Source organism: Aquirufa regiilacus (genome assembly GCF_032470275.1).
Taxonomy (GTDB): Bacteria; Bacteroidota; Bacteroidia; order Cytophagales; family Spirosomataceae; genus Aquirufa; species Aquirufa regiilacus.
Genome location: NZ_JAVNWW010000005.1, coordinates 1 through 15,236 on the forward strand (window position 1 = coordinate 1; position 15,236 = coordinate 15,236).

The following is a 15,236-nucleotide window of genomic DNA, read 5'->3' on the forward strand; positions in this document are numbered from 1 at the left end:
GCTCGTATCGAGCAGTTGTCTTTGATTACAGCTTCAACACATTGAAGCCTAAACTTGTAATCATACTTGTTTCTTTTGTTCATAAAAATGCCCCCAATAAGTGTCTAACTTTTTGGGGGCAGTCTACCGTCAGCTGACGGATGGCCTTTTTTATTGTATTCTGTTTCCGAATAGGAAAAAACCCTTTTCCCCTTTAGCTTTGGCAAACCTCAAAGGATTGCCAAAGCTAAAGGGGGGATTAAAGCGATTATTTTTTCAAGCGGTACAAGTATGGTGCTTTATGCGCCCCACCTGTATATTTCTTTTCGATGCGCTCCAAAATTTCCAAGCTCAATATCTTCCGCTGAAAATTCGTCCGAACCAAGCGTTTACCCAAGATCGTTTCGTAAACCATTTGCAATTCTGACATCGTGAAGGTATCACCCAACAATTCAAAAGCCACCAATTTCTCATCCAAATTTCTACGCAAAGATTCAAGGGCTTTAATCACAATACGATTATGATCTAGAAATAATTTCGGCAATGCACTAACATCCATCCATTCAGAAGCATCCGACAAGCCACTGGGATTGACCTGCACCTTTGAGTAATCAACCAAAGCATAGTAGCCAATCGTAATGTAGCGCTTCGATAACCAAGAAACATCTTCATCCGAACGACCCATCGCAGCATTCACATCCCGATGCTCCTCCGTCGCCCGGTAATTGCGTGCCAAATCACCGAAGGTATAAAATTGCTCCAAATAGATATCCGTTAAGCCCGTTCGCTCCTCCAAGATCCGCTGTGCTGCTTGATCCACATCCTCTTCCACCCCCACAAAGCCTCCCGCCAAAGCCCAAACAGGGCTCTTCTTGAATTTCAACAAAAGTACTTTCAGTTGGTTCTCATGAAATCCGAAAATCACACAATCCACTGAAATACCCGGCAACCATTGCGCTTCGACACCCATTTACTTAATGTTTTTAATCATAAAATCTTGAATCTGCTTCGCGAAAATCACGTAGCCCTTTTCATTTAAATGCAACTTATCTGCAACAAATATATCTTGCATCAAGGTCCCATCAGCCAAATAAAACGGGCTATGCATATCAATGAAATAACCTCTTTTGGCCTTAATCAATGCATTTAATTCCCTTTGCTTATCGACCAAGGCTGTCCGAGCTAAACTAGGTCTTGCCGCCACAAAAACCAATTTAGCACCCGGTACTTGCTTGGCTAATCGACTCACAAATTCATCATATTCGGCCGCAATGACTTGAGGACTCTTCCCACGCGCAATATCATTATCCCCCTCATACATAATCACCCACTTCGGTTGGTATTTCACCACCATTCGATCGAAATAATACAAGGCATCCGCTAAGGTTGAACCACCGAAACCACGGTTGAAAGCAGCTGGCATCCCTTTCATGTCGGCATCAAATGTCTTCCACAAACGAAAACTGGAGCTACCCAAAAACAATACCTGGCCTTTGGTCGGCATCGAAAGGGAATCTTGTTTTTCATAGGCCAAAATCTCCTTTTCAAAAGGGTTTTGCGCCAACAAATTTGTGCTTACGAAAAGCAATAAAGCAATAAGTATCTTATTCATTTGGATATGTTAAACCGATTTGAGCACGTATTTCATCTAATAATCCCATCAATTCCTGACTGAACTGATGTGTCATCCAAGTATTTTCGGTCAGACCGGCCCACAAATCTTCCTGCACCGCATCCGCCTCGTAACTATATCCCCAACCCTTGCGTTCCGTTTCAAATACCGTTTCCGCTCCATCATAAATGGTTAGCGTCATTCCCTTCGTTTCATGAAAGCGTGGATGCATGTAAATCTTTCCTAACGTTCCATAGACTGTACAAGTCGTATCTGTTTGAGCCGCAAAAGTAGAGAACAAACTCGCCGTCGCACCCGACGCGTACTTCGTCGCAATCGAACAATTCATATCTACACCCGAAGGTGCCATCACACCCGTCGCTTTCATTTCCAGCGGCTGGCCTAATAATAGTTTCGAAATGAATAAGGGATAAATTCCGATGTCCAACAAAGACCCACCTGTTAAATGCGGATTAAACCAACGTGCCTCCTCATCATATTCCGCCTTAAAGCCAAAATCTGCTACAACATGTTTGATGTCGCCGATAAGTCCTGAAGCGATAATTTCTTGCAATTTGGCTACGGAAGGATGGAAGCGGGTCCACAAAGCCTCCATCAAGAAGAGCTTTTTCTCACGCGCTTTCGCGATCATCGCATTAACCTGCTTGCTGTTGATGGCAAATGCCTTCTCACACAAAACATGGACGCCTGCTTCCAAACAAAGCATCGTATGTTCATAATGCAAACCATGCGGAGATGCAATGTAAACGACATCGATTTCGCCACTCGCCAACATCTCCTCGTAAGAACCATAGGCCTTCACATCTGCTCCATAATTGGCCGCAAATGCCTTGGCACGACCTAAATCACGCGAAGAGACAGCCGATAAATATCCATTTTTTGCATGTACGAGGTCATCTGCAAATTTTGTTGCAATGCCGCCGCACGCCAATATACCCCAACGAATGGGCTTTCCAGTTTGAATCATAGGTTTAGACAATTGTACTTATAAAGATCCTAATGTAGCAATTAATGCTTGTACTTGCTCCTCATTCACAGCAGGAAAATTCGCAATTCGAATTTGTGTTTCCTTCATCTTGCCGTAACCCGAGCCTAAAATCATATCTGATTTCGCCTGCACTTGCTTGATGACATCTCCTGCCAATCCTTTGCAATTCAAGACCACAACGGTCGCAGAACGATGATTCGGATTCTCCACAAAAATCTCAAAATTCGCAGATTTGTCGGCAAAATCGTATAATGCCTTCGCCTTGCGATCTGTTTCTTTGCGCATCACATCGACCCCAATTTTATTGAAATCTTCTGCGACTTTCCCCAACACATAAATCCCCATCACGTTCGGCGTTTCAGGCGTTTCGAACTTCTTGTAATTTTCCCAAAGACTTGGCAATGAATGATAAGTTCCTACGATGCCTTCATGCAGTTTCATGCGCTCCGACTTCTCAAGCATCTTTTCATTGGCCAACCAAACGCCTAATCCAGCCGGCATACCAAATGCCTTCTGAACAGAGAACATGGCTGAATCAACTAAGTTGAAATCCAAGTTGGTATACGGTGCCGAAGAAACCATATCGACCATCATCAATTTATCTTTGTTGGCCTTCTTGATTTTATGAATCTCAGCCGCCTTCATTTGAACACCCGAACTTGTTTCGTTCGCTGTGCAACAGATTAATTCCGCGTATTCGGGCACTTCTACTTCCGAAGCATCGAATCCCTCACCGAAAGGTTTGTGCATCGCATGCGCAAACTTGTGTAACTCTTTAGAGAAATCGTAAAATTTCTTGGAGAATGAGCCATTCACTAAATGAAAACTTTCATGCTCCACGGTATTCATAATCGCACGCTCCCAGATTTCCGTTGCAGAGCCCGTAAACAAGACTGCAGTCTCTTTTGGCAAGCCAAAAAGGATACGCAATTGCTCATCGGCATGTTGGTAAATCTTACGAAATGCCGCCGAACGATGGGAAATTGAACCTATGTTTTGGCGAAAAGCCTCCGCATAATGTGCCTCCACCGTGGGAAATAAAGCTGCTGGACCTGGGGTAAAAAAAGTGCTCATATTAATATAACATTCTAAATTTGATCGTATTGTCGATCAACTTCAATTCATTCACGATATCCTCCGCGTATTCCTTCGCCACATCCGTAATCACATAACCAGTCTTCTCCGTCGTTTTCAAATATTGTCCAATGATGTTGACATGGTATTTCGCAAACACATTGTTAATCTGTGCCAAAATACCCGGAACATTGTGGTGAATATGCAATAAACGGTGTGCATTTTCCAAAGGCGGCAATTGCAATTCAGGGAAATTCACTGAACCATACGTACTACCATTGTTCATGAATTGCAACAATTTCGAAGGAACAAACTCACCGATGTTGGCCTGCGCCTCCTCCGTACTCCCCCCAATATGCGGCGTCAAAATCACATTCGGCAAGCCACGCAATTCATTGATAAATTCTTCATCATTCGTTTTCGGCTCATAAGGGAATACATCGACTGCTGTTCCCCAAACTTTACCGGATTTAATCGCATCAACCAAAGCTGGGATTTCAACCACATGTCCACGGGAAAGATTTAAGAAAATTACATTGTCTTTCATCCAAGCAAACTCTTGTTTCCCGATAATGTTGGTATTCGATTTCCGACCATCCACATGTAAACTCACGAAATCAACAGTTGACAATAACTCTTTCATGCTATTGCACTTCTTCGCATTACCTAAGGCTAGTTTATCGACGATGTCAAAGAAATATACTTCCATACCTAAAGCCTCCGCAATCACAGAGATTTGTGTACCGATATTTCCATATCCAACTAAACCGATTTTCTTTCCCCGAATTTCGAATGAATTCGTAGCCGATTTATCCCAAACACCTGCGTGCATTTTGGTCGACTTTTCGAAAATATTACGCGTTAACATGACCATCAAACCGATCGATAATTCCACGACACTTCGCGTATTGGAATAAGGCGCATTGAAAACAGCAATCCCGCGATTCTCACATTCCGCTAAATCGATTTGATTGGTACCGATACAGAAAGCACCCACACACATCAAACGAGCAGCATTCGGATGTTCCAATACTTTCTTTGTCAAATTTGTTTTCGAGCGTAAACCGATGATCGATACATCCTTGATTTTTTCAATCAATTCGTCCTCATCTAAGGCACCCTTCAACAATTCAACTTGAAAACCTTCTTTGGCAAATAGAGCAACGGCTGCTGGGTGAACGTTCTCTAATAATAAAACTTTGATCCGTGATTTCGGATAAGACTGCGCACGACTCAATCCATTGATGTATAAAAACTCATCTAACGATGGAACGACGAAATCAGCTTTATCTGTCACCGCTTTGCGCGATACATTCTCCGTAAAGGCAAAGAACTTATTAGCTAATCCAGCTTCACGTAATTCATAATCCGTATATCCGTCACCGATCACAAATACCTCCCCTTCCAAAGCCAAGGACTGCAATAAGCGAACCTTTCCCTTGTCCTGAGACAATAAATTCGTGTGATCGTAACCGGTAATATTTCCTTCGCCGTCATAGGTAAAGGTATTCGCATGCACATTTTCAGCAGCGATACCCATATCCGCAACCACGGGAACAATAAAGTCTTTAAATCCACTCGAAACAATCAAGATACGATCGGCATGCTCACGAATGAATGCTTTGTTCCGCTTGAATGATTCGGATATTTTTCCTTTCAAAAAGGCTATCAATTGGTCAACATGCAATTGATTCGCAGGCAACAAGGCCACACGCTCCCGAAGCGAATCAGCAAACGAATATTCACCCGTCATGCCTTTATCGGTGATTTCACGAATTTTGCCAACAATCTCCGCTTGTTTCGGATTGCCTTCTAAGGCGATGCGCGCGAGCTCATCTAATCCCTCAACTTTCGTAAATGTGCTGTCAAAATCAATGACGATGGTTAATTGTTCTAGCTCTTTGGTCGACATGTTATTCAATTTTCAATTTCCGTTAAACCATGCAGCGGCTCTTTGCTCAGCCCAAGTTTGTCCCCGATAATTCCTCGGATAAAACCCGCAATGCCCTCCTGAATCTGGTAATTCGATTTGAACAAAGTCCGAATCAATTCGCTCAGGCAGGCATTCCTGCGATAAAAATGGATCATTCTTAGCGTTCACAATTAAGGTTGGCACCTGAATGTCTGCTAAAAAATACAAGGAACTATTACGCTCGTAATAATCCTCCGCATCCTTAAATCCATGCAAGGGACCCGTTATCACATTGTCAAATTCATACAAACTGCGAATAGAGGTTAACATAGTCGGCGTAATATCCATAGGATATCTGGCCGACTTTTCGGTAACTTTTTCTAATAGCGTTTGTAAGAAGCGATGTGTGTAGAGTCTGTTTTCCCGGCGAGTCAATTGCTGACTACTGCTGGAAAGATGCAAAGGTACAGAAAATGCTACAGCTTTTCGAACGAATTGCGATGCTTTTTTGCCATTTTCTCCTAACCATTTTAAACTTAAATTTCCGCCTAAACTAAAGCCGGCCAAGTAGATATCTTTCACACCTCGAGCAATGGCTTGTTGGATCACAAAGTCCAAATCATCCGTCGCCCCACTGTGGTAAAAACGCAAATTCCGATTGGGTTCCCCCGAGCAACTCCGGTAATTCCAAGCCAAGGCATTGAACTCCGGCATCGCACGAATGAGTCCGGTGACATAATGCCGCCGACTGCTTCCCTCTAACCCATGCGAAACAATCAATAAAGGTCTATCAGCAAGTTTTTCAGCACGCATGTGTAAATCCACATCCAGAAAATCGCCATCCGGCAATTCCCAACGCTCGGCATAGGTATGCGTTAATGGTATCTTGCGAAACAAAGCCGGATAAATGCTTTGACTATGACCGTCCGGTAGCCAAAAGGGCGCGCGATAAGCTTGCATTAAATAAAAAAATCGGGGATTAAAGATTTGGGATCTACTGTGGAATCTACTTGATAGGGCGCAAAATCCGTTATACCTGCCTCAGCTAACACAGCATCGTCGATAAAATAATTGCCGGTACAAACCTTAGCATCACGTTTTAATATCTCAAAACAGGCATCCGCCATAATATCGGGTTTTCGAGCTAATTTAAACATCTCTGCACTACCTATCGCGAATTCAATTGCCGCTGTCGCAATAATGGTCCGGGGCCACAAAGAATTGAAGGCGACTTTCCCTTCAAACTCAGCGGACATCCCTAAGGTAACTAAAGACATACCAAATTTGGCCATCGAATACGCCACATGGTGCTTAAACCAACGCGCTTCAAAATTCAATGGCGGAGATAATGTCAAGACATGTGGATTTTCCGACTTCAATAAATGCGGAAGACATGCACGAGAAACCAAATAAGTACCCCGGGCATTGACCCCATGCATTAAATCAAAACGTTTCATCTCGGTTTCGAGGGTACCCGTCAACTGGATAGCCGAGGCATTATTGATCAGTACATCAATCCCACCGAAGGTCTGTACTGCTTTATCGACAGCCTCTAAAACCTGATTTTCGTCACGAATGTCGACAACACAGGGTAGCACTCGCCCACCTAATGCTTCGATTTCGGCTGCTGCGGAGAAAATAGTACCTTGTAATTTGGGATGAGGCTCCGCAGTCTTTGCTGCGATAACAACGTTTGCGCCCTCGGAAGCAAGTTTTTTGGCAATTGCTAAACCAATTCCGCGCGAAGCACCTGTGATGAAAACCGTTTTGTTTTTGAAGTCCATGTCGTTCTAATTAAACTTTATCTAAATTACGATTTTATTACAAAGACTTGTCAAATTTTAATTTTTGCGTTGTACTTTTGTAAACTAGTTTAGTCCACTACCATTAATGATCACACCGTTTAAGTCAGTCAGTATTTCTCACCGCAGTGCGCCACTCACCATTCGTGAGATGGTGGCCCTCAATGAGGACGAAAGCAAAGCTTTTACACTCAAGTGCAAAGACCTATTTGGCTTACAAGAATTGTTGATCGTCTCCACTTGTAATCGGACGGAACTCTATTTCACCACCCAGGAAGATATTTCAGAACAATTAATCAAAGCCTTGTTGATCGAAAAAGGATTAACAAACACGGCCGATTATGTGAATTATTTCATCCAAAGGAATGAAACCAATGAATCACTCCAACATTTGTTTGAGGTGGCTACGGGTTTACAATCGAAGGTGGTAGGTGATTTACAAATCCCAAATCAGATTAAAAAAGCGTATCAATTAGCAGCTGACCATAACATGGCAGGCCCCTATTTGCATCGTTTAATGCATACGATTTTCTATTCCAACAAACGTGTAGCGCAGGAAACTTCGTTCCGAGATGGAGCGGCATCTGTATCTTATGCGACCGTTGCTTTAGCTGAGGAATTATCCCAAGCATTAGCAGCACCGAAAGTCCTTATTTTGGGCTTAGGTGAAATTGGAATCGACGTTTGCAAAAACTTCGAAGACAAAGATTTTGCAGAAGTGACGGTGATGAATCGTACCTTAGAAAAAGCAGAACGCATTGCGCAGGGGAAAAATTTCCGAGTAGCGCCGTTTGAGGATATGTGCAAAGAGGTTGAAGCGGCAGACATCATTATCTCTTCGGTTCGTACGGATTCTCCTATCATCACACAGGAAAAATTGAAAGCGATGCAATTGCTTTCATTTAAGTATTTCATTGACCTTTCGGTTCCACGGAGCATTGAAGAAGGCGTTGAAAAAGTTTCAGGCGTATTGTTGTATAACATTGATTCCTTGAAAGAACGTGCGGACGAGGCCTTGGCCTTACGCATGGCATCTATTCCGGATGTAAGAAATATCATTACCGAAAGCATTGATAGCTTTAATGATTGGTCGAAGGAAATGGAAGTTTCCCCTACGATCCATAAACTTAAAGGTGCCTTGGAACAAATCCGTAAGGAGGAAATCAATCGCCACCTCAAAGGACTAAGTGCAGAGGAAGTAGAGAAGTTGGAAAAAATCACGGCTTCTTTGGTACAAAAAATCATCAAACAACCCATCATACATTTAAAAGCCGCCTGCAAGCGCGGGGATTCGGATGCGATGGTGGATGTGTTAACTGATTTATTCAACCTCGAGCAATTCGAAGAGCACGAATCCTAATCCATGGACAGCGCATTACTGAATAAATTGGCCCGCTATTGCGCCTATCAGGAACGCTGCATCTCAGAAATCAAACAGAAAATTCACGAATTAGATCCTTTGGCCGAACAAGCGATTTATATCCAATGGCTGCAGGAGAACAATTACCTGAATGAAAGTCGGTTCGTGGGACTATTCATTCGTTCCAAATTCAACCAAAAGAAATGGGGGCGTGGCAAAATCCAATTTGAATTACGTAAAAAAGGCATATCTGCTTCGGAGATACAGGCACATTGGAAAGAAATCGCGGAGGAAGACTATTCAGAGGCATTGAAAAACCTGTTAACCAAAAAAGCAGAATCCTTGAAATCGGGAACTTCGGCAGAAAAGTACCAAAAGTGTTACCGAACCGGATTATCCAAAGGATTCGAACCTGGACTTGTTTCCCAAGTATTAAAGGGACTTTTCCCTAGAGGATTTGCATAAAATCATTTTTTTCATACCTTTGAGACATGGATTTCAAATCGACTACCTATTACGCAGGTTATTATTACGCAGGATATTACGTCTGCGCGTAACCGGTTTGATAGGTTTTTGATGTTAACTTATTTTCGCCGGCCTGTGAGTCGGCATTTTTATTTTATGAGCTTTTCTATTTCACCCGCTTCGCGTTTAAAGTCCGTTGAAGAATATTATTTCTCCACGAAACTCAAGCAAATCGCTGCCTTGCGCGCGGCCGGCATTCCTGTCATCAACCTAGGTATAGGTAGTCCAGACCTCGCTCCTTCTCAAGAAACGATCGAAGCCTTGACTTCATCTGCAGCAAACCCTGCGAACCACGCCTACCAAGGGTATCAAGGAATACCTGCCTTACGTGAGGCTTTTGCTGCATTTTATGCCAAGCACTATGCGGTGACGGTAGACCCAACAAATGAAATTTTACCCTTGATTGGTTCCAAAGAAGGCATCATGCACATTGCCATGGCTTATTTGGAAGCGGGCGATGTGACACTAATTCCCAATCCGGGTTACCCCACCTATCAAGCGGCTTGTTCACTTGCAGGTGCAACGGTTCATGCGTATGAGTTAACCGAAGCGAATGGCTGGTTACCCGATTTAGATGCACTGGACAAACAAGATTTATCAAAAGTGAAAATTATGTGGGTGAATTACCCGCATATGCCTACAGGTGCCAAAGCAGACCTAGCATTTTTTACCAAACTGCGCGACTTTGCAATTCGCCACTCGATTCTATTGGTGAATGATAATCCGTACAGTTTTATCCTCAATGAAAATCCAATAAGCTTGTTGGCCGTACCTGGCATGAAAGATGTCGCAATCGAATTAAACTCCCTTTCCAAATCCCATAACATGGCCGGTTGGCGCATCGGTGCGGCATTCGGTCGGGCGGAATTATTAGCACCGGTTTTGAAATTCAAGTCCAACATGGATTCGGGCATGTTTTTACCCTTACAAGAAGCAGCGGCGAAAGCATTATCGGCCGATTCAACTTGGTTTGCTCGGCAGAATGAAATCTACAAATCCCGCCAGAAAAAGGTATTTGAATTGATGGATTTATTGAGTTGTGTATATGACCCCGCGCAAACAGGGATGTTTGTTTGGGCGAGGATACCGGCAAATTTCGAGTCGGGCTATGCACTCTCCGACAAAATCTTAGACGAGAATGCGGTATTCATTACTCCAGGTGGAATTTTTGGATCACAGGGAAATGGGTATGTGCGAATTTCACTGTGTGCAAAAGAAGAGGTATTTCAAACAGCGATCGATCGCATCAAAAATCACAACAATGGAATCTAAGAAAGTAGGAATTATTGGTATTGGGTTAATTGGTGGGTCCATTGCAAAAGCCTTACGCACATCGAGTTGGGCAACTGAATTAATTGGAATTGACGCAAATCCCGAGCACGCCAAGAAAGCACTATCCTTACGCTTGGTGGATGAAATATTAACGCTTGAAGAAGCCATGGAACGGGTCGATGTGTTTGTTTGTGCAACGCCGGTAGACATTTTGGTACAGATCATTCCGAATGTATTAGACCAATTAAAACCTGGTCAAATCGTCATCGAAGTGGGTTCCACCAAAACGCCGGTATACGAGGCCCTAAAAAATCACCCCAAACGCGCGCAATTTGTATCAACGCACCCGATGGCAGGTACCGAATTTTCCGGACCGGAAGCCGCAGTAGAAGGTTTGTTTCAAGGAAAGCGAGGCGTTATCTGTGATAAGGAATTGAGTTCACCTGAGGCCGTTGCAACGATTGAAAGTTTATATCGCGATGGTTTGGGAATGAATTTAATTTACATGGAATCAATTGACCATGACGTACACACCGCCTACATTTCCCATATTTCCCATATCTGTTCTTTTGCCTTGGCAAATACCGTTTTGGAAAAAGAAAAGAATGAGGAACGCATCTTCGAATTAGCTTCCACGGGTTTTGAATCAACGGTACGTTTGGCCAAATCGTCCCCGGAAACGTGGTCGCAGATCTTCCATCAAAACCAAGATAATTTGATGGATGTTTTGGATGAATACATCAACACCTTGTTGAAATACAAGGGCCTGATGTTGTCAGGTAGTTACGATAAACTGAAAGAGGAATTAGGGAAAGCCAACGATATTGGTCGGATCCTGAATAAACATTAACAAAAAGCCCCGACTCACATCGGGGCATTTTGTTTAGTTACCTTTCGGAGCCTTGTAAGCAACCGGCTTCCATGTATTATTTTTTCCGTTGATGTCAGGGAAGACATGGTCAGGATCGATAGTTACCGATTTGATTGGTAGGTTGGTAGCAGTTTTGAATGTCCAAGAACCGCCACGTTGCCAGATTTCCACAGGGAATGTAAAACGTTCTTTGGAACCGCCAACAAGTTCTACCTCGACAATCGCCGGCATGGCCATCTTGTCTACATTTTCAATCGTGATTAAAGCGCCTTTTGCAGGATCTTGTTCGATGTAATCAACATCTTTTACTGATTGATCCAATTTCCACAATTCATAGAACCAGGCTCTCCAGAACCAACCTAAGTCCTCTCCTGCACCATCTTCCATCGAACGGAAGAAATCACGTGGCGTAGGATGTTTAAACGCCCAGTTTTTAATGTATTGTTTGAATGCATAATCAAAACGATCTGCGCCTAAAATGTTTTCACGCAAGATGCGTAAGCCAAAACCCGGTTTGTTATAAGCTTCCCAACCTAAGTTGCGCGCTTGAATGACATCCGGGATGGACATGATTGGATCTGCCTCCGCACGGAACATGCGAGGTGCGATTTGATGCAAATCAAATTTTTGATTCTTGTATTCTCCTTTGTTGAACGCATCTGTCGAATAGAAGTTGATGAATGTATTGAAACCCTCATCCATCCAAGCAAATTTACGTTCGTTATTTCCAATGATCATTGGGAACCAGTTATGGCCAAATTCGTGATCCGTCACACCCCATAAAGAAGCGGTTTGATCGCGGTAGCCACAGAAAATAATCCCTGGATATTCCATACCCGAAACGATGCCAGCGACATTCGTAGCTACAGGATAGGTATATTCATATAGCCAATTCGAATAATGTTCAATCGATGCTTTCACATATTCCGTTGAACGCGCCCACGCCTTTTCACCATCCGATTCAATCGGGTAAACTGATACAGCTGTTGCTTTTTTACCACTTGGCAAATTGATCATCGCCGCATCTTGAATGAATGCTTTTGACGTAGCGAAAGCAACGTCACGCGCATTTTTACATGCAAATTTCCATGTCAAACGATCTTTGGCTGGACGCGAAGATGCATCAGTTACTTCAGCTGCAGAACGGATAATCACCGTTTTTTCGGATGCCTTAGCAGCAGCCCAACGCTTCATTTGCTCAGCAGTGTAGACATCTGCAGGATTCAACAATTCACCAGAACCAACCACGATGTGTGTAGCAGGTACATTGATGGAATATTCGAAATTGCCATACTCTAGATAAAACTCACCTGCACCTAAATAAGGTAAGACATTCCATCCTTCGATATCATCATAGACACACATACGTGGAAACCATTGTGCCACCGTGTAGATGTCGCCGTTCTTCGTTTCTTGGATACCCATGCGGTCGGAACCGTTTTTAGGTGAAGTGAACGAATAAACGATTTTGATTTTCGCGATACCTGCTTTCTCTGCAAGCGGAGATGCTAGGCGAATCTGCATCCGTGTATCTTCGATAATGAAATTTGCTGGTTTCCCGTCTACCGAAACACTTTCGATTTTATACCCACCATCAAAGGCTACGTTTCCAAAACGACCACCCAAAACAGGCGTCGTTTTACCCCCACGTGATTGTGTATTGAACGAATTTTGGTCTAATTGTAACCAAAGGAAAGGCAATTTATCAGGCGAATAATTCTTGTAGGTAATTTCTACATCCCCTGAAATCTTGCGATTGGTATCGTCCAAAGAAGCCGAAATTTTATAATCTGCTACATTTTGCCAATAATTTGGACCCGGAACACCTGCTGCCGAACGCGCCGGAGAAACAGGGCCATAATTCCACAATGGGTGAAATAATTCGTATGCATTGTACTGTGCAAAGACTTGTCCAGAACAAAGCAATAAACTTAAGGTAATTAGTTTTTTAAACATTAGGATGAAGTTATAGATAATACATTATTCAAAAATGGTTAAAATCTCGTCATCAAGCAAACGTTTTGTCAATCCCAAGGCTTTCGGCACCTCATAATGATAGAAAAACTTCATCGTATGGATCTTGTCTTGATAAAATGATTTTTCAGAGGATTCAAGATTGCGGACGGCGACATTCCCTTGCTTCAACCATTGCCATGCCACGACAACCAAACCAAATAATTCCATGTAAAGTGTCGAATCAGCCAAGAAAACATCTGGCTGGCTGGCCTTACTCAATTTATGCATTGTTACCTTATTGAGGCTGGCTAATTCATTGGCCAACATCTCCGCATAGGGTTTCGTTGTTTCATGCGTCATCCCTTGCGCGATATCTGCTTGAATCAATTTGACCAAAGCCTGAACCGCTTTTCCTTGTTCACTTGGAATACCACGACCCAATAAAGTTAATCCGTGAATACCCGTTGTGCCCTCATAGATGGACATAATCCGTACATCGCGCGCCATTTGTTCCAAAGGAAAATCTTCAGTATACCCGTATCCTCCTAGCACTTGAAGTCCCTGATTGACAGCTAAAGTTCCTTGTTCTGCCGGATAGGTTTTTGCCACCGGGGTCATTAAATCCAGAAGCATCTGCGCTTCTTTTTGCTCATCCCCCGTAAGGCATTTGGATAAATCTTCCCAAAGAAAACATTGGAATAATAAGCCCATGGCGCCTTCCATGATCGACTTTTGGTAATACAACATGCGTTGTACATCCGGGTGATTTTGAATGAGTGTCGGTGGCGTCTCTGGATCTTTGTTGGTCAATTTTCGACCTTGGCTCCGCTCAGACGCATATTGTTTTGAGAAATGATAAGCCGCCGAAGCGATGTAAGCGCCACCCATGCCCACACCCAGGCGGGCTTCATTCATCATTTGGAACATGTACATTAAGCCTTTGTTGGGCTCCCCGACCAAATAGCCAATGGAATCCCCTTTGTCCCCAAAGGAAAGGTGTAAGGCCGGTGTCGCTTTTTGACCCATTTTATGGTAAAGTCCCATCGAGGTAACTTCGTTCGAAACCCATTGCCCATTTTCTTGTCGGCGCTTAGGGACCACAAAAAGTGAAATACCCTTCGTTCCTTTAGGTGCACCTTCCAAACGGGCTAAAACCAAGTGAATAATATTTTCCGAGAAGTGATTATCGCCACCGGAGATAAATACTTTCTGCCCCTTAATCGAATAAGTCCCATTGCCCAAATCCTTTGCAGTCGTACTTACATCATTCAACGAGCTACCCGCTTGCGGTTCGGTCAAACACATGGTGCCTGTCCACTTTCCTGCAAGCATGTTAGGGACAAACGCTTGCTTCAATTCTTCGGATCCAAAACTCGCGATAAGGTGTGCTGCTCCGTTACTTAATCCCGTAAACATCACGATGGAATTATTGGCCGCTCCCCGAATAAATTCATGCGCACCGCCTACAATCGAAGGCAATTGCTGGCCTCCTTTTTCATAGGAAAACGTAGCACCAATCATCCCCGAATCACCCATTTCCTTGACATAAGCTTCCACGGAATGATGGACCTGCACAGTACCATTGACTAATTCTGCCTGTTTGCGATCGGCATCCACAAAATGCGGACGCAAATGGCGCTCAGCAATTTGTTCGGCAGAATCCAAGACCATGTCAAACATGTCTGGAGCATAATCAGCATAACGGGGATATTGGCACAAAGCACCATAATTGAAAACCTCTTTCAGAATGAAGTCGAGGTTGCGACGGTCATATTCTCTCGGCATAATTTTTCAGTTTAGATGGAAGCAAATTTGCAGAGAAAAAAACTATTATGCAAGCATACTAGTTTGCTACTTGCCCAGC

Annotated in this window: 13 protein-coding genes; 4 read left to right on the plus strand and 9 right to left on the minus strand. The window is 43.4% G+C overall.

Features of this window, described 5'->3' with window-relative positions; all coding sequences use genetic code 11:
* Window positions 1-247: 247 nt before the first annotated feature.
* From PQG45_RS09685 to PQG45_RS09715, 7 genes are read right to left on the minus strand one after another with little or no spacing between them, the layout of a single operon-like run.
* Complete coding sequence (locus PQG45_RS09685; RefSeq protein ID WP_315577037.1) at window positions 248-949, minus strand: NUDIX hydrolase; 702 nt, start codon at window positions 947-949, stop codon at window positions 248-250.
* Window positions 950-1,591 carry a GDSL-type esterase/lipase family protein gene (locus tag PQG45_RS09690; RefSeq protein WP_315577036.1) on the minus strand — a complete coding sequence of 214 codons (642 nt, stop codon included), beginning with the start codon at window positions 1,589-1,591 and terminating at the stop codon, window positions 950-952.
* Window positions 1,584-2,579: a Gfo/Idh/MocA family protein gene (locus PQG45_RS09695; RefSeq protein ID WP_315577035.1), complete on the minus strand. Its 996-nt coding sequence runs from the start codon at window positions 2,577-2,579 to the stop codon at window positions 1,584-1,586. Before PQG45_RS09695 ends, PQG45_RS09690 begins: the two co-directional genes overlap by 8 nt.
* Before the next feature lie 18 nt (window positions 2,580-2,597).
* Window positions 2,598-3,674, minus strand: a complete 1,077-nt coding sequence (locus PQG45_RS09700) for an aminotransferase class V-fold PLP-dependent enzyme (protein ID WP_315577034.1) — start codon at window positions 3,672-3,674, stop codon at window positions 2,598-2,600.
* Window position 3,675: 1 nt separating this feature from the next.
* The gene (gene serA / locus PQG45_RS09705) at window positions 3,676-5,586 is read right to left on the minus strand and encodes a phosphoglycerate dehydrogenase (RefSeq protein ID WP_315577033.1); all 1,911 of its coding nucleotides are present in this window, start codon (window positions 5,584-5,586) and stop codon (window positions 3,676-3,678) included.
* 12 nt (window positions 5,587-5,598) lie between these two features.
* On the minus strand, window positions 5,599-6,546 hold the full coding sequence (locus PQG45_RS09710; RefSeq protein ID WP_315577032.1) for a YheT family hydrolase: 948 nt from the start codon (window positions 6,544-6,546) through the stop codon (window positions 5,599-5,601).
* Window positions 6,546-7,370 (minus strand): SDR family oxidoreductase, encoded by an 825-nt coding sequence (locus PQG45_RS09715; RefSeq protein ID WP_315577031.1) that lies wholly within the window; start codon window positions 7,368-7,370, stop codon window positions 6,546-6,548. Before PQG45_RS09715 ends, PQG45_RS09710 begins: the two co-directional genes overlap by 1 nt.
* 106 nt (window positions 7,371-7,476) lie before the next feature.
* On the opposite strand from PQG45_RS09715, the gene hemA reads away from it, so the two are divergent.
* The 4 genes from hemA (at window position 7,477) to PQG45_RS09735 (ending at window position 11,395) form a co-directional block, all read left to right on the plus strand.
* Window positions 7,477-8,748, plus strand: a complete 1,272-nt coding sequence (hemA, locus tag PQG45_RS09720) for a glutamyl-tRNA reductase (protein WP_315577030.1) — start codon at window positions 7,477-7,479, stop codon at window positions 8,746-8,748.
* A 3-nt stretch (window positions 8,749-8,751) separates the two neighbouring features.
* Complete coding sequence (locus tag PQG45_RS09725) at window positions 8,752-9,213, plus strand: regulatory protein RecX (RefSeq protein WP_315577029.1); 462 nt, start codon at window positions 8,752-8,754, stop codon at window positions 9,211-9,213.
* Window positions 9,214-9,369: 156 nt separating this feature from the next.
* On the plus strand, window positions 9,370-10,545 hold the full coding sequence (locus tag PQG45_RS09730; RefSeq protein ID WP_315577028.1) for a pyridoxal phosphate-dependent aminotransferase: 1,176 nt from the start codon (window positions 9,370-9,372) through the stop codon (window positions 10,543-10,545).
* Window positions 10,535-11,395, plus strand: coding sequence for a prephenate dehydrogenase (locus tag PQG45_RS09735; RefSeq protein ID WP_315577027.1), 861 nt, complete (start codon window positions 10,535-10,537; stop codon window positions 11,393-11,395). Before PQG45_RS09730 ends, PQG45_RS09735 begins: the two co-directional genes overlap by 11 nt.
* 33 nt (window positions 11,396-11,428) lie before the next feature.
* Here the strand turns inward: PQG45_RS09735 and PQG45_RS09740 are convergent, their stop codons facing one another.
* Both PQG45_RS09740 and PQG45_RS09745 read right to left on the minus strand, forming a co-directional pair.
* Window positions 11,429-13,372, minus strand: a complete 1,944-nt coding sequence (locus PQG45_RS09740; protein WP_315577026.1) for a M1 family metallopeptidase — start codon at window positions 13,370-13,372, stop codon at window positions 11,429-11,431.
* 24 nt (window positions 13,373-13,396) lie between these two features.
* Window positions 13,397-15,157: an acyl-CoA dehydrogenase gene (locus tag PQG45_RS09745; protein ID WP_315577025.1), complete on the minus strand. Its 1,761-nt coding sequence runs from the start codon at window positions 15,155-15,157 to the stop codon at window positions 13,397-13,399.
* Window positions 15,158-15,236 lie beyond the last annotated feature (79 nt).